This window comes from Mucilaginibacter sp. P19 (assembly GCF_050632265.1).
In the GTDB taxonomy this organism is placed as follows: Bacteria; Bacteroidota; Bacteroidia; order Sphingobacteriales; family Sphingobacteriaceae; genus Mucilaginibacter; species Mucilaginibacter gossypii.
This window is the reverse complement of record NZ_CP192586.1, coordinates 5,922,257-5,941,547: the sequence shown is the minus strand read 5'-3', so window position 1 is coordinate 5,941,547 and position 19,291 is coordinate 5,922,257. Positions and strand designations below refer to the sequence as shown.

18 protein-coding genes and 1 pseudogene are annotated in these 19,291 nt (G+C 43.2%); 9 read left to right on the top strand and 10 right to left on the bottom strand.

Annotation, left to right across the window (positions count from 1 at the left end):
• Window positions 1-50 precede the first annotated feature (50 nt).
• The gene (locus ACQ86K_RS29180) at window positions 51-365 is read left to right on the top strand and encodes a type II toxin-antitoxin system RelE/ParE family toxin (RefSeq protein ID WP_431199234.1); all 315 of its coding nucleotides are present in this window, start codon (window positions 51-53) and stop codon (window positions 363-365) included.
• Window positions 366-395: 30 nt separating this feature from the next.
• The gene (locus tag ACQ86K_RS29175; RefSeq protein ID WP_188834316.1) at window positions 396-689 is read left to right on the top strand and encodes a HigA family addiction module antitoxin; all 294 of its coding nucleotides are present in this window, start codon (window positions 396-398) and stop codon (window positions 687-689) included.
• A 7-nt stretch (window positions 690-696) separates the two neighbouring features.
• Here the strand turns inward: ACQ86K_RS29175 and ACQ86K_RS29170 are convergent, their stop codons facing one another.
• On the bottom strand, window positions 697-1,665 hold the full coding sequence (locus ACQ86K_RS29170; protein WP_431199233.1) for an NAD-dependent epimerase/dehydratase family protein: 969 nt from the start codon (window positions 1,663-1,665) through the stop codon (window positions 697-699).
• Window positions 1,666-1,831: 166 nt separating this feature from the next.
• Here ACQ86K_RS29170 and ACQ86K_RS29165 point away from each other — a divergent pair, with 166 nt between their 5' ends.
• The 5 genes from ACQ86K_RS29165 to ACQ86K_RS29145 all read left to right on the top strand — a co-directional run bounded on the left by ACQ86K_RS29165 (window position 1,832) and on the right by ACQ86K_RS29145 (window position 8,032).
• Entirely contained in the window at window positions 1,832-3,013 is a 1,182-nt protein-coding gene (locus ACQ86K_RS29165) for a formimidoylglutamase (protein ID WP_431199232.1), read from the top strand.
• Between the two features lie 58 nt (window positions 3,014-3,071).
• The gene (locus tag ACQ86K_RS29160) at window positions 3,072-4,259 is read left to right on the top strand and encodes a TlpA disulfide reductase family protein (RefSeq protein WP_176625469.1); all 1,188 of its coding nucleotides are present in this window, start codon (window positions 3,072-3,074) and stop codon (window positions 4,257-4,259) included.
• Window positions 4,260-4,361: 102 nt separating this feature from the next.
• Complete coding sequence (locus ACQ86K_RS29155) at window positions 4,362-4,883, top strand: DUF4369 domain-containing protein (RefSeq protein ID WP_431199231.1); 522 nt, start codon at window positions 4,362-4,364, stop codon at window positions 4,881-4,883.
• Window positions 4,884-4,978: 95 nt separating this feature from the next.
• Window positions 4,979-5,491, top strand: a complete 513-nt coding sequence (locus ACQ86K_RS29150) for a peroxiredoxin family protein (RefSeq protein WP_431199230.1) — start codon at window positions 4,979-4,981, stop codon at window positions 5,489-5,491.
• 462 nt (window positions 5,492-5,953) lie between these two features.
• Window positions 5,954-8,032, top strand: coding sequence for a TonB-dependent receptor (locus tag ACQ86K_RS29145; RefSeq protein ID WP_091167440.1), 2,079 nt, complete (start codon window positions 5,954-5,956; stop codon window positions 8,030-8,032).
• Between the two features lie 249 nt (window positions 8,033-8,281).
• On the opposite strand, the gene ACQ86K_RS29140 is transcribed toward ACQ86K_RS29145, so the two are convergent.
• The 3 genes from ACQ86K_RS29140 to ACQ86K_RS29130 all read right to left on the bottom strand — a co-directional run bounded on the left by ACQ86K_RS29140 (window position 8,282) and on the right by ACQ86K_RS29130 (window position 11,895).
• On the bottom strand, window positions 8,282-10,087 hold the full coding sequence (locus tag ACQ86K_RS29140) for a family 20 glycosylhydrolase (protein WP_431199229.1): 1,806 nt from the start codon (window positions 10,085-10,087) through the stop codon (window positions 8,282-8,284).
• On the bottom strand, window positions 10,063-10,836 hold the full coding sequence (locus ACQ86K_RS29135) for a carbohydate-binding domain-containing protein (RefSeq protein WP_431199228.1): 774 nt from the start codon (window positions 10,834-10,836) through the stop codon (window positions 10,063-10,065). Before ACQ86K_RS29135 ends, ACQ86K_RS29140 begins: the two co-directional genes overlap by 25 nt.
• Before the next feature lie 132 nt (window positions 10,837-10,968).
• Window positions 10,969-11,895: a cobalamin-binding protein gene (locus ACQ86K_RS29130; protein WP_091167446.1), complete on the bottom strand. Its 927-nt coding sequence runs from the start codon at window positions 11,893-11,895 to the stop codon at window positions 10,969-10,971.
• A 166-nt stretch (window positions 11,896-12,061) separates the two neighbouring features.
• Between ACQ86K_RS29130 and ACQ86K_RS29125 the strand changes: the two genes are divergently transcribed.
• The gene (locus tag ACQ86K_RS29125) at window positions 12,062-12,685 is read left to right on the top strand and encodes a LysE family transporter (RefSeq protein ID WP_091167448.1); all 624 of its coding nucleotides are present in this window, start codon (window positions 12,062-12,064) and stop codon (window positions 12,683-12,685) included.
• 84 nt (window positions 12,686-12,769) lie between these two features.
• Here the strand turns inward: ACQ86K_RS29125 and ribF are convergent.
• The 5 genes and pseudogenes from ribF to ACQ86K_RS29100 all read right to left on the bottom strand — a co-directional run.
• A pseudogene (ribF, locus tag ACQ86K_RS29120) lies at window positions 12,770-13,601 on the bottom strand (riboflavin biosynthesis protein RibF); the annotation flags it as partial.
• A gap of 169 nt (window positions 13,602-13,770) precedes the next feature.
• Window positions 13,771-14,502: a tRNA pseudouridine(55) synthase TruB gene (truB, locus tag ACQ86K_RS29115; RefSeq protein WP_375339189.1), complete on the bottom strand. Its 732-nt coding sequence runs from the start codon at window positions 14,500-14,502 to the stop codon at window positions 13,771-13,773.
• Between the two features lie 147 nt (window positions 14,503-14,649).
• The gene (locus ACQ86K_RS29110) at window positions 14,650-15,444 is read right to left on the bottom strand and encodes an undecaprenyl-diphosphate phosphatase (protein ID WP_091167458.1); all 795 of its coding nucleotides are present in this window, start codon (window positions 15,442-15,444) and stop codon (window positions 14,650-14,652) included.
• Between the two features lie 95 nt (window positions 15,445-15,539).
• Window positions 15,540-15,824 carry a DUF3098 domain-containing protein gene (locus tag ACQ86K_RS29105; protein ID WP_090530735.1) on the bottom strand — a complete coding sequence of 95 codons (285 nt, stop codon included), beginning with the start codon at window positions 15,822-15,824 and terminating at the stop codon, window positions 15,540-15,542.
• A gap of 85 nt (window positions 15,825-15,909) precedes the next feature.
• Complete coding sequence (locus ACQ86K_RS29100; protein ID WP_091167461.1) at window positions 15,910-16,788, bottom strand: cell division protein FtsX; 879 nt, start codon at window positions 16,786-16,788, stop codon at window positions 15,910-15,912.
• A 343-nt stretch (window positions 16,789-17,131) separates the two neighbouring features.
• Here ACQ86K_RS29100 and ACQ86K_RS29095 point away from each other — a divergent pair, with 343 nt between their 5' ends.
• Window positions 17,132-17,332, top strand: a complete 201-nt coding sequence (locus ACQ86K_RS29095) for a hypothetical protein (RefSeq protein WP_091167464.1) — start codon at window positions 17,132-17,134, stop codon at window positions 17,330-17,332.
• A gap of 78 nt (window positions 17,333-17,410) precedes the next feature.
• On the opposite strand, the gene ACQ86K_RS29090 is transcribed toward ACQ86K_RS29095, so the two are convergent.
• Window positions 17,411-19,159 carry an ABC transporter ATP-binding protein gene (locus ACQ86K_RS29090; RefSeq protein ID WP_091167662.1) on the bottom strand — a complete coding sequence of 583 codons (1,749 nt, stop codon included), beginning with the start codon at window positions 19,157-19,159 and terminating at the stop codon, window positions 17,411-17,413.
• Window positions 19,160-19,291 lie beyond the last annotated feature (132 nt).

Below are 19,291 nucleotides of genomic sequence, written 5' to 3'. Positions count from 1 at the left end.
ACCTCTCAAATGAAATCTCCTAAATCATTTATATTTAAACAACCATAGCAATGGAAGTAATAATTGAAGATCACTTTCTGGGCGAAGTGGCCAATTACAATAAAGTTGCCGGAAAATCACCTTTTCCGGACGAAGTGATCAAAGCTTTTAGAAAACGACTGTATCAAATCAAACAGGCAAAAAGCACTGCTGATTTGAGGATGATTAAAAGCTTACACTTTGAAAAACTAAAAGGAAAGAAATATGAAGGAAAGTATTCAATACGATTGAATATATCTTACCGTTTAATATTTCGGATTGAAAACAACGAGATCAGCAGGTTAGAGATTATTTGCATTGAAGAGATCAACAACCACTACTCATAAAACTCGGGCCAGGAGCCCTTTATACTTACTATGAATAATCAGGTATTAGATCATAATGGTAAGGAAATTGAAATAGAAGCATTTCATCCGGGCGAATTTTTGCAGGAAGAAATTGAAGAAAGGGCAATCCTTAAAAAGGATGTAGCTAAAGCCCTCCATATTTTGCCGCACCATTTAAGTGAAATTTTTGCGGGCAAAAGAAATATTTCTGCAAAGCTCGCCGTAAGGCTTGAAAAGTTTTTAGGGATCAGTTCCCATTACTGGTTAGGATTGCAAATGGAATATGATTTATTTATTGCCAGAGCAGAAGAGTTATCGGTTTAACCTCTTATTATTTTAACGCCTCACAAATTTCCCCTATCGTTTTACTGATGGGCTTAAACTCAAACCCAATAGCCTTTTTAATTTTTGAATTATCAAACTCGCGGGTTAATGAAGCCGCTTGTGCCGATGTTTTATCTATAGCCGGAACACCACCGGTTATAGCCGAAACAAAAGCGGCCCCGCGCCAGGCCAGTTCCATCATCCAGGGTTTAGCAAAAATAGCGGGTGGCTTGATGCCGAAACCTTTTGCTATCTCGGTAACCATACCTTTATAATCGCGGTTTTCGGCACTGATGATATAACGTTCGGCAGTGATATCACTGTTCATTAAGCCTACCATGAATTTGGCAACATCTTCTACATCAACAAAACCTATAGTGCCCGAAGTATAAAATTTGAGCCCCTTACGTACCGTGTTGAATAAAGCGCCGCTGCCCTGGGTGCCGGCACTCGCGCCAATTATCAAAGAGGGATTAACAATAACAGCGTCCAAACCTTCGGCTATTCCACGCCAAACCTCCATCTCACTCTCTAATTTGGATATGGCATAGCCATCATTTTCTGTTGACTGTTCAAGGTGGTGGTTCTCTGTAATTAACTCCCCTGGTTTTGCGGCACCAATGGCAGCAATTGAGCTTACATGTACCATTCTTATACCGCGCTCGTTGCAAAGGTTAACCAAATTGGCAGTCCCGGTAACATTGGTACTGATCATCGGCTTTTTATCCGCCTGCTTTAATGATACCCAGGCGGCACAATGGTAAACTTGGGTAACGCCATCAAGAGCATCGGCTAATGCAAAAATATCCATTATATCGGCGTCAACCCAGTCGATGTTTCCCTGGTATGGCAACAGTAATCTTGGGATAACTGAACTTGCCCTTTTGGTGCAGCGGATTCGCTGCCCGGTAGTGGTAACCAATAGTTTTGCCAGTTCGGCCCCGAGAAAACCAGTTGCGCCTGTTATTAAGATCATGATGCAAATGTGATTATTTTTTAGCTCAAAGCAGAAAGCCTAAGGCCTAAAGCTTTCTTTTTTAAACTTAAGCAACATGGTAAGAAAAGCTTTCTGCTTTTAGCCTTAAGCTTTAGGCTAAAAAATCTGCACATTTGCACATCTGAAATCTGCACATTAAATAATTATGTCATTAGCTGATTTTTTTACGCCGATTGATCTTAAAAAGATAGCTCCTAAAAAAGGCTATTATACCAGCCAGCTTGGCGATAAAATTGTGCATTATTCTGTCGATTTTCCTGATTTGGAAGAGAAAACTGATATCGCTATTATTGGTGTTATGGATGATCGTAATGCAATTGGCAACCCCGGTTGTTCACTTGGCCCTGATTACATCCGCGAAAAATTATACCAGTTAAACGAAGGCGGCTATTCTGTAAAAATTGCCGACCTGGGCAATATCCGTGCCGGCGAAAAGGTAACAGACACCTACTTCGCTGTTAAAACGGTAGTGAGCGAACTGATCAAAAAAGACATCATCCCCGTTATTTTAGGCGGGGGACAGGATCTTACTTACGCCCAGTACCTGGGTTATGAGGAGCTTGAACAGAAAGTTGACCTGGTGGTAATCGATTCGCATTTTGATTTGGATGAAGATAATCACGGCGAAAGTATTGAAACTACTTCTGCTTCCTATCTCAACAAAATATTCCTGCATGATCCCAATTACCTGTTCAACTTCAGCAACCTTGGCTACCAAACCTATTTTGTAAGCCAGGACAGCCTGCGGGTAATGGACAAACTTTATTTTGATGTACACCGTTTAGGCGAACTGAGCGGCAATATTGCTGTTACTGAACCTGCCATCCGTAATGCCAGCATGGTGAGCTTCGATATCGGTGCTATCCGGGCTGCCGATGCCATGGGGAATGCCAATGCCACGCCAAATGGTTTTTATGGCGAAGAAGCCTGCCAGCTCTGCCGTTACGCGGGTTTTAATGATAAACTTACTTCGATAGGTTTTTATGAATTTAACCCGGCTTTTGACAGTAACGGGCAAACCGCCTGGCAGCTGGCGCAAATGATCTGGTATTTTATTGACGGTTTTTACAATCGCAAGCGCGATTTTCCGCTTAACCCTAAATCCCAATACCTTATTTATAAAACTAGCTTAACCCACGACGACCAGGAAGTAATATTTGTAAAAAGTAAAAAATCCGACCGCTGGTGGATGCAGGTGCCCTACCCGTCGGCAGGTTCTCCAAACGAACGTTTTCATTTGGTACCCTGCAGCTATGCCGATTACAAAACAGCAACATCCGGCGAATTACCGGACCTTTGGTGGCGCACATATCAAAAATTAAACTGATATTCACAATTTTAACCCTTGCTCAGACGTTAGCAGCGTAGAGTTTTTATATATTTTAATGAAGAAATTATTTTTTTACATAGCCGCCATGCTGCCGGTAACTGCGCTTGCACAGGCTACAGACACCTTTGTTATTAATGGTAAATTAGGCAATGTCACCACACCCGCCAAAGTATATTTATCGTACCAACTGGGTGCTAATAATGTTACCGATTCGGCCAATGTGGTTAACGGTGCATTTTCATTTACCGGCACGATATTTAACCCCGTTAATGCCACATTAGCTGTTAACTATAAGGGTTTACCCCTCGAAAAATTTATCGATGGTAACTATAAATATGCCGATAACGGCAGCCTGATTTCAAAGACGGCCGACGACATAGATTTTTTCCTGGAAAAAGGTACCATTACCATCACCAGTAAAGATTCGATAGATAAAGCGCAGATCACAGGTTCGCAACTTAATACAGATAATGTAAAACTCCAGGCTCAGTTAAAAGCCATCAATCAAAAAGGAGAAAAACTGATGGCTGAGGCTAAGGCAGCAACGCCGGAGCAGCAAAAATCGGCAGCTTTCAGGAGTGCCATGCAGGCAAGGTATAAAGCCCTGCAAACAGAGCAAAAAACAACCTTGAAAAGCTTTATTGCAGCTAACCCCGATAGTTATTTGAGCTTACTTGCACTAACCTCGGTAAGTGGTCCTGCTCCCGACCTTAGCGAAGTTGAGCCATTATACAATTCGTTATCTCAAAAAATCAAAGATACCGAAGCCGGTAAAATGATGAAGGTGCAGCTCGACGCCCTAAAAGTTACGGCTATTGGCTCCGAAGCTCCTGATTTTATACAAAACGACGTTAACGGAACACCTGTAAAGCTATCGTCGTTCAGGGGCAAGTATGTGTTACTTGATTTTTGGGCATCATGGTGCGGTCCCTGCCGCCAGGAAAACCCGAACGTGGTACGTAACTATGCAAGGTTCAAAAACAAAAACTTTACGGTAGTTGGGGTTTCGTTGGATAGGCCCGACGGCAAATCGGCATGGCTTGCTGCCATTAAAAGCGACGGATTGGAATGGACGCAATTATCTGATCTTAAATTCTGGAACAACCAGGCAGCGGCGTTATATTCAGTAACATCTATCCCTCAAAACTTCCTGATCGATCCGCAGGGAAAAATCATTGCAAAAAATCTGCGCGGCGAAGATCTTGATGCCAAACTGGAACAGCTATTTGGAAAATACAATTAATTGATAATATGGCCCCTGCCAGGGCAATATTAATTAATATGTCATATTCACCGTTGAATTAGCCGGATATTTAATACCCGGCTAATTTTATTATATTGCGATATGAACTTGACCTCAATTAAAAAAATAGCTTTAACAGCAATTGCAAGCGCCCCTGCTTTAGCTTTTGCCCAGGATGCCCAATATACTGTGCAAGGTAAAATTGGCGACTATAACGCACCGGCGAAAGTCTATGTGCAATATCGTAAAGATGGAAAAACGGTTGTCGATTCGGCAGTATTGAACGGAGGAGCCTTTAAATTTACCGGTAAAACAAGCACAACAACACCTGTAAGCGGTTATATTTTGTTTAACCCCAAAGGTACCGGTCTGCATAGCTCAGAAGATTATCGTTCCATTTACCTTGAACCAGGTACCATCAACGTAAGCGCCCCTGATAAAATTGCTGATGCCAAAATAGAAGGTACCAAAACCAATAACGATAACGAAAAATATAACCTGGCCGAAAAACCGATTAATGATGCCTATGAGGCGCTTTCCGCAAAACGTAAAACCGCCACGCCGGAGCAAATGGCCGAACTAAATGCCGAAGAAAAAAGATCGACGACCAGGACGCGCAGGTAAATAAAAAGTTTATCCAGGAAAACCCCGATTCATACGTAAGCCTTAACGCGCTTGAATCATATGCCTACAGTGCCGATTACGTAGATATTGCCCCATTGTTCAACAGCTTCAGTCCTGCTATTAAAGCAACGGAAGCAGGTAAGAAATTTGCCGAACGCCTGCCAAAATTAAAAGCTGTGGCATTAGGTGCAACCGCACCCGAATTTGCCGAAGCTGATACTGCGGGTAAAATGGTTAGCCTGTCATCATTTCGTGGTAAATATGTACTGATAGATTTTTGGGCATCATGGTGCGGCCCTTGCCGTCGCGAAAACCCTAATGTGGTAAAGGCTTACAACGCTTATAAAGGCAAAAACTTTACCATACTTGGCGTGTCGCTCGACAGGCCGAATGCGAAAGATAAATGGCTGGCAGCTATTCACAAAGATGGCCTCACCTGGAACCATGTATCCGACCTTAAGTTTTGGGACAGTAAAGCAGCCGATCTGTATGCAGTACGCGGAATTCCTCAAAACTTTTTGTTAGATCCTAACGGAAAGATCATAGGAAAAAACCTGCGGGGTGAAGATCTGGAGAATAAGCTCGCGGAGATTTTTGGAAAGATCTAATTATATTATTGAAGTCATTGACTGTAAGGCCTTAGCAAAATCAATTTGTTAAGGCTTTTATGTTTGTTTCTCACCCCTAAGAAGCTGTTTAAATTTGATTCGAATTATTTATGTATCATATTGGAATCATAGCCGTTGGTTTTAACCAACGGAATAATGAGTAATAATAAGGGGGCTTCAGCCAAAATTCTTTTGCACAATTGGGCTAAAGCCAAGACTTTTCAGCTTTTTTTCCGTTGGTTAAAACCAACGGCTATGAATATTTCCCGTTTTTAAACAGTCCCTGAGATTAGGGGACAAAAGTAAAAGGGCGGCATTGACCCAAGCCCAAACTCACGAAGTTTTCAAAACTTCGTAAGTTTCAGCGCCGCCCACTCACAACATCAAGATATTTACAAATCTGCAATATCCTTTTACAAGTATAAACAACTATTTTTGAGGGTCATCCCTGATTGTCAATCTATGCTAAAACGCTTTACTCTTATAACTCTTATACTTGCAGCTTTTACTGTAACCCACGCACAAAATAAGATCAAGCCTAACAGAGATACCACCGAGCTTAAACCGGTGATCATCAAAGGTTACCTGAGCGATCAGCCTGTGATAAGCGTACCGGCGTCGGTAAGTGTGCTTAATGCAGCCCAGCTCAGGATCCAGCCTGATAATTCATTTGTAAACGCCTTAAATACGGTTCCGGGGGTACGTACCGAGGAGCGTTCGCCAGGCAGTTATCGTTTATCCATCAGGGGCAGTTTATTACGTTCGCCTTTTGGCGTGAGGGACGTAAAGATCTATTTTGACGATATCCCGCTTACCGACGCTGGCGGCAACAGTTATTTAAATGCCATTGATATAGCGGCCATACAAAAGGTTGAAATATTAAAGGGCCCGGATGGCAGCTTATTTGGGGCAAACTCAGGCGGGGTAGTCATTCTTAGTCCGCTTAACCGGTATAACGACAGTACCTATATTTCGGCCGGGATAAATGGCGGTTCATACGGGTTGTTTCATGAAAAAGCAGCAGTACAATTAAAAACTACCAATTACCTGCTCAACATTAACCAAAGCTTTCAAACCTATCATGGCTACAGGCAAAACAGCGATACCCACCGCAACTACCTGCAACTGGCCGATAGCTGGAACTACAGCGGCAAAAACACCTTAAAAGCATTGGGCATTTATTCCGATTTGGCCTATCAAACACCGGGTGGCTTAAACCTGGCCCAGTATACCGTCAATCCGAGATTAGCCCGCCAGCCTACGGCAACTTTGCCAGGGGCTATTCAGCAACGCATAGGTATTACTACCAAAATGTATTTAGGCGGCTTAACCAACGAATATCATTTTAACGACCACATCCGCAACGTGCTGGCTGTGTTTGGCAATCACGTTGATTTTGCCAATCCGTTTATCACCAACTATGAACAACGCAGTGAAAATACCTATGGCTTCCGCACCTATTTTGAACTAACCGGCGATAAGAAACCCAATTTAAACTGGAAAGTTGACCTCGGTTTTGAATGGCAGCAAACCAACTCGCACATTGCCAATTATGGTAATAAAAAGGGGGTAAAAGATACCACCCAAACCGTTGATTATATCCACACCAACCAGCATTTTGTATTTGCCCGTTATGCTGCCGATGTGTATAAACGCCTGCATATTGAAGCCGCGGTAAGCTTAAACGATTATGGTTATGATTTTAAAAACCTGTATCCGCTTAATCAAAACAACTTTACTAACCGAAACTTTAGCGCGCAATTGATGCCGAGGCTGGCTTTATCATACCAGTTCATTAACGCATTGGCGTGGCGGGCAAGTGTAAGTCGCGGTTATTCAAGTCCTACAACTGCCGAGGTACGGCCAACTGACAATATTGTAAACACCAGCCTGCAGGCCCAATACGGCTGGAACTACGAAACTGGCTTCCGCCTGCGCAACAGCGACGAAACTTTTATGCTTGATGCATCTGTTTACTACTATCGCTTAAACAATGCCATAGTACGCCGCCTAAATGCTAATGAAACCGAGCATTACATCAACGCCGGTGGTACCAACCAGTTAGGCACCGAAGCGTCATTATACTATTGGATTATTCGCCCAAACAGGTATAACTTCATTCGCGGGCTACAACTCAACGAATCTTTTACGTACAGTCATTTCCGGTTTAGGGATTATATGGTTACCAATGCCAATTATTCGGGTAACAGGCTAACCGGCGTACCTAAAAACGTATTTGTAAGCAGCCTGCAGATCAGGTTCCCTGAAAGTATTGCATTATTTGTTCAGCATACCTTTACTTCAAAAATTCCGCTGAACGATGCAAGCACCATATATGCGCCAAAATATAACCTGTTGCAGTCCCGCGTTAGCTATCAGCCAACCATTGGCCGTAAAATCCGTTTTGAAATATTTGCTGCCGCGGATAATTTACTGAATCAGAAATATAGCCTTGGTAATGATTTGAATGCTGTAGGTAACCGATATTATAATGCGGCTCCGCTGAGGAATTACTCGGTTGGGATGAATTTTATGTATTAGATGGTTAATAGTTGATGGTTCATAGATCATAGTAAGTAAAGGCCAAAATACGCCGACGCTCGGCTCCAGCCGAGTGTCGATTATTTCCAGGCCTCTGGCCTGTGTTCGCCATGCTTGTTTACGGCGGCCAGAGGCCGTAGAATAGTTGCCACACGGCAGGAGCCGAGCGGCGGCATTTGTAAATAAAAAAGTCCGGTGTTTTACGAAGTAAACACCGGACTTTTTTAGCTTGCGACCTGCAAACTGAAACTACGGATTCAAATTGTTATTACCTCCTTCAGCTATATTGCTTCCCTTGCCTTTCGGATCAAAAGCGCGGAATTTGATAACGCCGCCATTGTAGTTAACAGGGCCAGTGTAAACCTTACTGCCAGCGTCAGGATCTTTACCATTGGTTGTATACCGGATAGTTAAACCCGGGAACTCCACATTGCTCAAGTATTTACCATCCTGCAGGCTGATCCCTGGCTTAGGCACACGATAATCGTAGCCACCGTTGTAATAGGATAAACGTGGCAGTTCTCGTTTGCCCAACACATTCAAAAAGTTTGACCAGGCTACCTGGTATGCCTCTTTGCTTTTTACAGGGTCTTTTTCGGTGGCCCATGCCGGGTCTTGCGCCCAGGCACGTTCAGCCAGGCCAAGCAGCCTCGGGAAAATCATGTAATCCATTCTTTCGGGGCCTTTCACTGTTTCGGCCCATAAGGCACCTTGCAAGCCTACTATATTGCTTTTACCATAATCGGTAAGGCGTTGCTTGCCGATGAAGATATTCCTGTTTATCGGGTTGCCTTGCTTATCAACGTCGGCATTTTTAAAATAATCGTAGGGAATAAATGAGAAGAATTTATCAATGCCTAAAAACGCGCCCCAGTAATAGCCCGGCTCATCAAATGATTTGTAATTGGCCATATCAAAATACAGGTTGGTAACGCAGGTTAGCACTACTTTGTAACCACCATTAGCCAAACGGTAAGCCAAATCTTCCTGCCCTCCGCCTAATACGTTGTTCCAAACATCAACCTGTAGGTGTTCTTTTGTAAAATCCGGATTTGGTACGTAAGCCGGCTGACCGTCGAGGGTTGTTTTACGCAGCGCCATTTCTTCCCAACCCGACAGGCGGATACCTTTCGCTTTCAGGATTTCATTAATCCTTCCGTAGAAATAATACCAAAGATCATTAGTGCTCTGTATTTCGGGATGGGTAGACTTAAGCGCTGCATAAGCAGGTGATTTTTCCCACACATTGGCAGGGACCTCATCGCCACCGAAGTGGATGGTGGGCAGTGGCGCTTCGGCTTCTTTATAAGTGCTGATGAGGTCATTTACAACAGTCTCCACAAAGTTATAGGTTGAAGGGAGCGATACATCAATCACGTTATCGTTCCAGTATTGTACCGAGCGATACTCAGATTTATCATTGGGATCATACAGTAAATATTTTTCAGCTTCAGCCTTTTTGCCTTCGGCCATTAATCGGTCATAGCGAGCGTTCATTGCTTTAATAGCTCCGCGGGCGTGCCCCGGTGTTTCAATTTCAGGTACTACAGTGATATGACGGTCATTGGCGTATTTCAGGATCTCGATATAATCTGCTTTCGTATAATAGCCGGTGCCAAAAGGGTTATTAACCTCCGGGCCAGAGCCGTGCGACGGTGGCAGGTGGCGTTTGCTATCAAGGGTATGCCCGCGTTTCGAGCTGACAGCAGTAAGCTCAGGCAGCGCAGGAATCTCTATTCTCCATCCCTCATCATCCGTTAAATGCAGGTGCAACACATTAAGCTTGTACAGGCTCATCGCTTCCAGTAATTTCAACACCTGCTGTTTTGACTGAAAGTTACGGGCTACATCAAGCATTACGGCACGATACGCAAAACGAGGGGCATCGGTAACTTCAACGCATGGAATTTGTACCAATGATGGCGTTTTAGCTAAAGCGCTCGCCGGGATCAGGCTTTTGAATGATTGAATACCATAATAGATGCCGGTATTTGCAGATGCGCGGATAACCACAGTGGTTGGTTTTACACTTAGCTCGTAAGCTTCATTGCCCAAACCGGCTTTGTATTCAAATGAAATAACTTTACCCGGTTTTCCTGTTTCCTTTTTCCGAAGATGCCGCCAATGTAATTACGTAAAACAGCTGCTTCTTTGCTGAACCGCGCATCGGCAGATGAAACCTGAACACCTGCAGTGAACGAAAAACTGCCGCTGCTTAGGCTATAACTTACCGGTGTAGGGAAAACTTTCAGTAACTGATCGGCAGGAATATCGGCAACCGTTTTATTCCTGTCATAAACAATTTCGGGGGTTATTAAGCCCTGGTAAGTTGGTTTGTACGGCGTAATATCATATGAGCCGAAAGAATAGCCTTTTTCAGGGGCATTATCCCAAACAAGGTATGGCCCTTCAGGTGCATCGGTAATGTTTACCACAGGGTCATCGCACACAAATTCAATGCGGGAGGTTTCGCCGGGTTTCAGGTCTTTGAAGCCTGATGTTGGGGTTATGCTGTATAAGTCGCCGTTGACCTGTTCAATCAGGGCGTTATTGCTAACGGCCGTTTTGGTAAAACCGCGCCCGGAATTAAAGTAGATCTTCCATCCCCCTGCAGGCAAAACCTCACGACTTTTATTGGTAATCACCAGTGCGGTGAGGGCTTGGTTTTTATTTTGATAGTTATTATCCATTACCTGCCAGGTGAGGTGCAGGTTGGTTACGTTCGGTTTTTTATCATCATTAATTTTAAAACCGCTGCATACAAAAACCGCGGCGATAACCACCAGCGTAAAAATTTTGTTCATAATTGATCCTGTGCCTGGGAGAAAACAGACAGGTAAATATATTACTTTTTAAATTATTTTAATAAGTGTTTTTTATAGAGACAGACCACAGGTTACGCTATCGCTAAACCTGCGGCAGTAGTGACTCAAGACTTAAAGGGAAAACTTAATCCACCCTTCCCCTTCATAACCAAATATGAACTGCTTAGGGCGGATGATTTCGGCCAGGATCTCTATTGAGTCGACAATCCTTGGGCCGGGACGATTGAAATACTGGTTGCCATCGACAATATAAAACCTGTCGCTTTTTACTGCTTTGAGTGATGCAAAACCCGGGCGGTCCAAAAGGAGGTTTATCTCACGCATGGTGCGTTCAATACTGAAGCCGCAAGGCATCACCACAATAATTTCCGGGTCCTGCTGCAGGATCTCATCCCACTCAATATAAGGTGAGTGCTTGCCGTCCTGTGCCAAAACAGGCGTTCCGCCGGCTATGTTTACCAGGCCTGGTACCCAGTTGCCGGATATCATTACTGGCTCCAGCCATTCAATACACGCAACGGTGGGTTTGCTGTCTATAAATTTCAGTTTATGCTTAATAATGTCAACCCGTTCCTGCAGGCTTTCAAGCAGTTCGGCACCGGCCGCGGGCACGTTCAGTGCATTGGCAACGGTAACAATGTCCTCAAAAATATCATCGAGACTGTTAGGCTGCAGGGATATAATTTGTGCCTGTTTATCCAGGTAGTTTTCAAGCGCTTCTTCAACATCTTTTAACGATACGGCGCAAACCTCGCACTGGGCTTGTGTTATCACTACATCAGGTGAAAGTGCTTTAATTTGTTCCCGTTTTACGGTATAAACCGAGAGCGCATCGGCCAGGATCTCTTTCACTTTTATATCAATATCGGCGCTGCTCAAACCATCCGGAAAATTAGCTTCAGTACATATGGGTAATTCTTTAACAGATGCCGGAAAATCGCATTCGTGCGAACGCCCCACCAGGTTTTTCTCTAATCCTAAAGCACAAATTATTTCGGTAGCGGCCGGTAGTAACGAAACTATTTTTTTTGTTGGCATGTTAACAAGTTAAAGTTTGCAAATGTAAGGAAGATTCTGAACCGGGATTAAACGGATTTGTCAGATTATTGGATTCTAATGCCGACATCGGACAATACTCAAATCCTATAAATCGTGGCTCAGACAATAATTTGCCAACTCCAATTAACAACCTATCTTTGCTGCAATGATATTTTTGACTTTTTTCATCGGGCTTATAGCTAATTTCATAGGCTATATACCACCCGGCAATATAAACCTAACTTTAGTACAGATCACTATAAACCGTGGCATAAAAGAGGCTGTACGTTTTATTACAGCTTTTTCGGCAGTTGAATTTTTCTTTACCTATTTTATTATGCATGCTGCCCGCTGGCTTTCGGGACAATTGAAACTGGGCACCATCATCGACTGGATCATGGTGGTTTTGTTTGGTGTAATGGGTTATATCACTTGGATTCATCGCAATGCCCCACCTAAAGCCAATTACTCTGAACACGCCAGTATTAAATACGGTATTTTATTAGGCTTTCTAAACCCCATGCAGGTACCCTTCTGGATGGTTACAGGCACATACCTCATTACGCATGAATGGATCCTTGATGGCCGCGTAGCTCTTGTTATTTTTAGTCTGGGTTCGGCAGCAGGTGCTTTTTTATGCCTGTTTATCTATGCCAAATTCGCTAAATACATACAGGAAAGATTTGCGTTAAGCACCAGGCTTATCAATACCAGCATAGCTATATTATTTTTCGCATTTGCAGTGTATCACGTTGTAAAGCAGATTTATCTGTCGTTTTTCAAACACTAAAAATCTTGATTTTCTTGACTTAAGGATTGCCTGATACGATTAATGCCAAATTCAAGGTAATCCTTAAATCAAGCAAATCATGGTTCAATTCATGACTTTCAACACATCAACCTTATCCTGGGCCAGCTGAACTTTCAACTCGTCGAGCGATGAAAACTTAACATCGCTCCGGATGTAGTGGTGAAATTCCATACGGATAGTCTGATTATAGATCTCTTCGTTAAAGTCAAAGATGTTTACTTCGATATTGCGGCTAAGGCCATTGACCGTTGGGCGACTGCCGATGTAGGCCATCCCTTTATATTTCTGATCAGCTATAATTACTGTTACCGCAAAAATACCATCGCATGGAATAAGCTTATATTTTTCTTCAACCACGATATTGGCTGTCGGATAACCAAGCTGACGGCCGATCTGATCGCCGCGGACAACCTTTCCGGTAATAAAGAAAGGATAGCCTAAAAAGGCATTAGCCAAATGAATATCGCCGCTTAACAGGGCGTTGCGGATACGGGTTGAGCTGATGGCCACCTCGTTGATGTCCTGTTCGGGAATTTCTACCACATCAAAACCATACACAGGGCCAAGGCGCTGCAGGTCTTCAAAGCCGCCCTGCCTGTCTTTCCCGAAGCGATGGTCATAGCCTATTACTATTTTTTTGTACCAATTTTGTTAACCAGCACATCACGGATATAGCTTTCGGCGGATTGATTGGAGAAATCTCTTGAAAAAGGGGTTATAATGAGATGGTCAACCCCGATACGTTCCATTAGGTCGGCCTTTTCGGCAATGGTGGTTATCAGTTTCAGGCTTTCATCTTCCGGGTGCAGGATCATACGCGGGTGCGGAAAAAAGTAAGGATTACCGTTTCGCCTCCTGTGCTTTCAGCCAGCTCCTTAATGCCTGAGATAATTTTACGGTGCCCTAAGTGTACCCCATCAAATGTACCGATGGTGACTACTGCATTGTTTACCGCTGTAAATCTCGTCGATATTATTGTAAACCCTCATTTATGAGTAAAACACAAAGTTAATTTTTAGTTGATGGGATTAAAAACCGGAGTGTTTGAGCTTTGTAAATTTCCTTTACCGCGCTGTATGTACATCTGATACTTTTAATTCCCTCACAGTATTTACCAGTTCCATCACTTCCCAGGCATCCTCAATTCTGAAGTTACCGCTGCGTGTACGTCGTAGTTTTGAAAGATAAGCCCCGTTGCCTAAAGCCGCGCCAAAATCATTCACCAGCGAACGGATGTAAGTGCCCTTACTGCACACCACCCTGAAATCAACCTCGGGCAGCTCAATGCGGGTTAGTTCAAACTTAGTTATAGTGACGTTACGGAGCTTCAGTTCCACATCCTCGCCCCGGCGTGCTTTTTCATATAAACGCTCGCCATCAACTTTTATGGCCGAGTGCGCCGGCGGATATTGCTGGATATCGCCAATGAACTGTCTGCAGTTGTTACGCAGCATTTCTTCGGTGAGTTGGCTGATGTCGAAACTTTTGTCTGGCTCCGTTTCCATATCGTACGAGGGGGTAGTAGCACCCAATACCATGGTCCCGGTATATTCCTTTTCTTCGGCCTGGAAAGTATCAATCTGCTTGGTCATTTTACCGGTGCAAATGATTAACAGGCCTGTAGCCAGCGGATCAAGCGTGCCTGCATGGCCAACCTTTAGTTTAAGCGGCTTAAATGAATTGCGGAGTTTGCCAACCACATCAAAGCTTGTCCATTGGTACGGTTTATTAACCAGCAGTAGCTGACCCTCGGCAAATTCCTCTATTTTGGTGTACGTGTTCTTCAAATCTTTTATTTACACCGGATCAATTTATCCGATTTTTCGCAAAGGTACGATTTTCGGCCCTATTGCCGGACAAGCTATAAATTACTACGCCGGATCAATCTCTTTTGATATGAGAATGATCCGGCGCGGCAAAATTAATGTGATATACTTAAATGCTTAAATCGTTTGTAATTGGTGCCCGCTCAAAATTAATCCTATGATAACAGCTCCAATCACAATACGGTACCAGCCGAAAATCTGGAAACCACGGCGCTCAAGAAAAGTAATGAATGTTTTAATAGCCAGCATGGCAACAATAAAAGCAATGATATTACCTATGGCCAGTAATTTAATTTCTTCGCCGGTAAATACGTGCCCTTCTTTATGGAAGTCGTATAGTTTTTTTGCAGTCGCGGCAAACATAGTGGGCACCGCCAAAAAGAATGAAAACTCGGCAGCTGCAGTTCGGTTTAGCTTTTGCGCCATGCCACCAACAATAGTAGCAGCCGAACGCGATGTACCGGGGATCATGGCTAAACACTGAAAAAAACCTATTTTAAATGCAGTTAAATTGCTGATTTCTTTTTCTTCTTTAATCATAGGCTTGTTGAACCATTTATCAACAAACAATAAAATAATACCGCCAACAAAAAGGGTAATACCAACGGTAAGCGCGCTCTCCAATAAAGCATCTATCTTTTTGCTAAACAATACGCCAAATACCGCTGCAGGTATAAAAGCGATAAACAGTTTTAAATAAAAATTAACCGATTGGAGGAACCTTCTCCAGTACAGGAACACTACCGATAAGATGGCACCCAGTTGTATGGCAATAGTAAAAAGCTTTACAAAAGGATCGGCTGCTATGCCCATTACTGATGAAGCAATGATCATGTGCCCGGTTGATGATACGGGCAAAAATTCAGTTATCCCTTCAATAATTGCAAGGATAATAACATGGATTAAATTCATTGGGGTTTTAAGGGGTTGAGGTAGAGATATACGTTATTACAGTAGATATCTTTCACTAAAACATATCTACTGTAAAATTCAGCATGGTTACTGTATTAATTAGCCGAAGGCTTTTTAAGGATAGCGAAGAAACCCAAAGCAAAACCGCCCAAAACTACTATTGGGGCGATAACTATTTTGGTAGTGCTGTAAATGTCAGTTGTGCCCGACATCAGCACAAAACCGAAGGCAACAACCGCCACGCTGATAATTAGCATACGGTAATTGCTTTTATCAAATATAAATTGTACCGGCGCAGTAGCTTTTGCGGCACCGGTAGCTGCCGGCGATGTTGCAGCAGTTGTTTTTACAGGAGCCGCTGGTTTAAATTTTTGTGCCATATATCTTTTTAATGAGTGAATTATTGATTTAGTGAATTAGTGATTGAAAGTTCAGATCAAGCATTTCAGCTTTAACCTTTAACCTCTATCTGTACAGATCGTATATTTTTAAACGTAAAAACTTGTTAACTGCTAAAAAGGTACTGAAGCCTGATATAAAAATACCCAGCCCAACTACAACTAAAAACACGATGCCAAACTCGGTGTAGTTTTGCAAAAATACAAGGTCGGGTACGTTGTCATAAGCAACATATAAAGTACCTATCAGCAGGATAATAGCAATCAGGCCGCCTAATAAGCCATGCCAGATCCCGTACAGTAAAAAAGGCTTGCGGATAAACCCTTTTGTAGCCCCAACCAGTTGCATTGACTTGATCAGGAAACGCTGCGAATAAATCGCCAGCCTGATGGTATTATTAATCAACGCTACCGAAAGCACTACAAAGATTCCGGCGAAGGTAAGGATGATTAAACTGATGGTCGTTACGTTCTGGTTCATCTGGTCAACCAGTGACTGCTGATATTTAACCTCTTTTATTAAGGGGTTTTTCAGCAACTCGGCTTTAAACTTTTCGATATCCTTGTTGTTGGCATAATCCGCTTTCAGGTAAACATCAACTGACTGCGATAGCGGGTTATAACCTAAAAACTTTACAAAGTCTTCGCCAAGATCTTTTTGCAGGTTGCGGGCGGCAAGCTCTTTACTTACGTATTGGGTTTGTTTTACCATTACGTTGCCATCCAACTGTTTTTGAAGTTGCAATACATCGCTTTCGTGGGCGGCATCATCAACAAAAATATTAAGCACGATGTTTTCTTTAACATAGCTCGAAATATTTTTAGCGTATACCAGTATTAAACCCAGCAGCCCTACCATTAACAGCACCATGGCAATACCAAATACAGTTGAAATGTAGATGGTTTTTGTCTTTTTAGAGGATGCGCTTGCTTCAAATTCTTCCATTTACTTTTGTTAGATGTTAGATATTAGACGTGAGATTTGAGATCACTATCCCCCTCAAGTTAACATCATATTTCTGCGAAAATAAGAAACCCTCCCTAAAGGTAAAAGTTTATTGCTTATAAATATGTTTAATAACGCTTTAGCTTAACAGATTTAACATTTATTAACAGCAGAACCGGTATTTGGGGGATTTTTCGGATTACGCAGATTTCGACAAATTCCGATCAAACAAACATCCGAAAAAACAGAAAAATCCCCCCAAATCCCGGTTCAGACAAATTAAACATCAATTCTGATCTAAACCTGGAGTTAAACAAAGCGCTACCGCTATTGTTATCAATACATGACAAAGCCAGCAAACGAAAAAGATAAACCCTCGCCATCAGATACCCCGACCCACAGGCCAAATGACAACGGGCATAAAAGCAAGGTGCGTAAAGAAGATAAACAATATCACGCCGATAATCCGCATGGAGGCGATATTGCCAAAAAGCATGAGAAAGAAGAACAACCGGTTCATTCGGTGAAGAGTGTACCGAAATAAGCCCCTCTAAATCTCCCCCGGAAGGGGAGACTTAATTAAGATCTTTAAGCCCTCCCTGCTGGGGAGGGTTGGGTGGGGTTATCTCGCAATCCCCGCCGAGTTAAACTGAAGGTCGTACAATTTCCGGTAGTGGCCGTTTTCAATTTTAAGCAACTCCTGGTGGGTACCCATTTCCATAATCTCGCCATGGTCAAGTACGATGATCCTGTCGGCGTTTTGAATGGTGGAAAGCCTGTGGGCTATCACTATAGCCGTGCGGCCTTCCATTAATTTATTGATGGCATTCTGGATCAGGATCTCGGTTTCTGTATCAACAGATGACGTGGCTTCGTCCAAAACCAGGATTGCGGGATTATAAACCAGTGCCCTGATAAACGAGATTAGTTGCGATTGCCCGGCCGAAAGTGTTGAGCCGCGTTCCATCACATTATAATCGTAGCCACCGGGCAAGCGTTCGATAAAATCATGCGCGCCAACATCTTTGGCTGCAGCTATGATCTGATCGCGGGTTATAGTAGGATTATTGAGGCTGACATTATTGGCAATGGTATCACTAAATAAAAACACATCCTGTATCACAGTTGCTATCTGCGAACGCAGGTAGTTTACATCATAATCATGGATATCATGTCCATCAACCCTTACACAACCTTTACCAATTTCATAAAAACGGTTCAGGATATTAATGGTTGATGATTTGCCTGCGCCGGTTGCCCCTACCAAAGCCAGGGTTTCGCCGGGTTTAATGTGGAAGCTGATGTTTTTCAGCACCCAGTTTTCATCATTATAGGCAAACCATACTTTATCAAAGCTAATATCGCCCTGCAGCCTGCCTGTTGTAAGTGTGCCTTTATTTTCGGCCACCTCGTCGGTATCCAATACTTTAAAAATCCTGTCGGCACCTACCATACCCATTTGCAGGGTATTAAATTTATCGGCCAGCTGGCGGATAGGCCTGAATAACATATTCAGCAATACTATAAAGCTGGTGATCAATCCCGGAGTAATACCCTTACCTGATGCAGAGATAGTTAGCATTTGACTATCTGACAGCATTCGTTTACAACCATACCAAACCAACAGGCCCATGCAAATGGCAAACAGGATTTCCACTACAGGAAAGAATATCGAATAATACCAGTTTGAGCGGATATTGGCATCGCGGTACTTCTCGTTCACGGCTTTAAATTTACGCATCTCCTGGTCTTCACGGGCAAAGATCTGGATCACACTAATCCCCGAGATATGCTCGGCCAAGAAAGTATTGAGCCGCGCCACCTGCGTACGCACCTCCTGGAATGAGGACTTAATAGCCTCTTTAAACACATAGGTTGAAGCAAACAGGAAGGGCATCGGAATGAGCGTAATCAGGGCCAGTTTCCAGTCCTGCCAAAGCATATAGCCTATCACAGCAACCACCAGCAGCATATCGCCCATGATAGAGATCAACCCTTCCGAAAAAATATCGGCAATAGTTTCCAGGTCGGACACCGTACGGGTAATAAGCATACCGATAGGCGTACGGTCGAAGTATTTTAATCTTAAACTGGTAATGTGGTTAAAAATATCGATCCTCAAATCGCGGATCACATATTGGCCCAACGCATTGGTTAAATAAGTTTGGTAGTACTGCGCAATAGTTTGAATGAGAAGCTGTGCTATCATGAGCTCAACCATAAAAACCAACCCATTATAATCATCGTTCAAAATATTAACATCCAATGTACGTTGGATCAGGATTGGCTGCAGCAAAGCATTGGCTGCTATAAAAATGGTTAGGAAAGTAGCTATAACAAAGGTTTTATTATACGGCTTAACGTAATGCATTACCCGGCCGAGCAGCTTCCAGTCAAGGGCCTTTCCGGTTACGCCCCCAGAAGGGGGGCTGCTTGCTTGGTTGCTCCCTCATTTGCTGAGGAGGGAGTTTCCTGTTTATTATCTTTTTCTTCTTTAGCCACT

Bases quoted from the DNA above. Each gene is read 5' to 3' on its own strand.
- ACQ86K_RS29180 (WP_431199234.1), top strand. From the start codon at position 51: ATGGAAGTAATAATTGAAGATCACTTTCTGGGCGAAGTGGCCAATTAC.
- ACQ86K_RS29175 (WP_188834316.1), top strand. From the start codon at position 396: ATGAATAATCAGGTATTAGATCATAATGGTAAGGAAATTGAAATAGAA.
- ACQ86K_RS29170 (WP_431199233.1), bottom strand. From the start codon at position 1,665: ATGATCTTAATAACAGGCGCAACTGGTTTTCTCGGGGCCGAACTGGCA.
- ACQ86K_RS29165 (WP_431199232.1), top strand. From the start codon at position 1,832: ATGTCATTAGCTGATTTTTTTACGCCGATTGATCTTAAAAAGATAGCT.
- ACQ86K_RS29160 (WP_176625469.1), top strand. From the start codon at position 3,072: ATGAAGAAATTATTTTTTTACATAGCCGCCATGCTGCCGGTAACTGCG.
- ACQ86K_RS29155 (WP_431199231.1), top strand. From the start codon at position 4,362: ATGAACTTGACCTCAATTAAAAAAATAGCTTTAACAGCAATTGCAAGC.
- ACQ86K_RS29145 (WP_091167440.1), top strand. From the start codon at position 5,954: ATGCTAAAACGCTTTACTCTTATAACTCTTATACTTGCAGCTTTTACT.
- ACQ86K_RS29135 (WP_431199228.1), bottom strand. From the start codon at position 10,836: ATGAACAAAATTTTTACGCTGGTGGTTATCGCCGCGGTTTTTGTATGC.
- ACQ86K_RS29130 (WP_091167446.1), bottom strand. From the start codon at position 11,895: ATGCCAACAAAAAAAATAGTTTCGTTACTACCGGCCGCTACCGAAATA.
- ACQ86K_RS29125 (WP_091167448.1), top strand. From the start codon at position 12,062: ATGATATTTTTGACTTTTTTCATCGGGCTTATAGCTAATTTCATAGGC.
- ACQ86K_RS29110 (WP_091167458.1), bottom strand. From the start codon at position 15,444: ATGAATTTAATCCATGTTATTATCCTTGCAATTATTGAAGGGATAACT.
- ACQ86K_RS29105 (WP_090530735.1), bottom strand. From the start codon at position 15,824: ATGGCACAAAAATTTAAACCAGCGGCTCCTGTAAAAACAACTGCTGCA.
- ACQ86K_RS29100 (WP_091167461.1), bottom strand. From the start codon at position 16,788: ATGGAAGAATTTGAAGCAAGCGCATCCTCTAAAAAGACAAAAACCATC.
- ACQ86K_RS29095 (WP_091167464.1), top strand. From the start codon at position 17,132: ATGACAAAGCCAGCAAACGAAAAAGATAAACCCTCGCCATCAGATACC.
- ACQ86K_RS29090 (WP_091167662.1), bottom strand. From the start codon at position 19,159: ATGCATTACGTTAAGCCGTATAATAAAACCTTTGTTATAGCTACTTTC.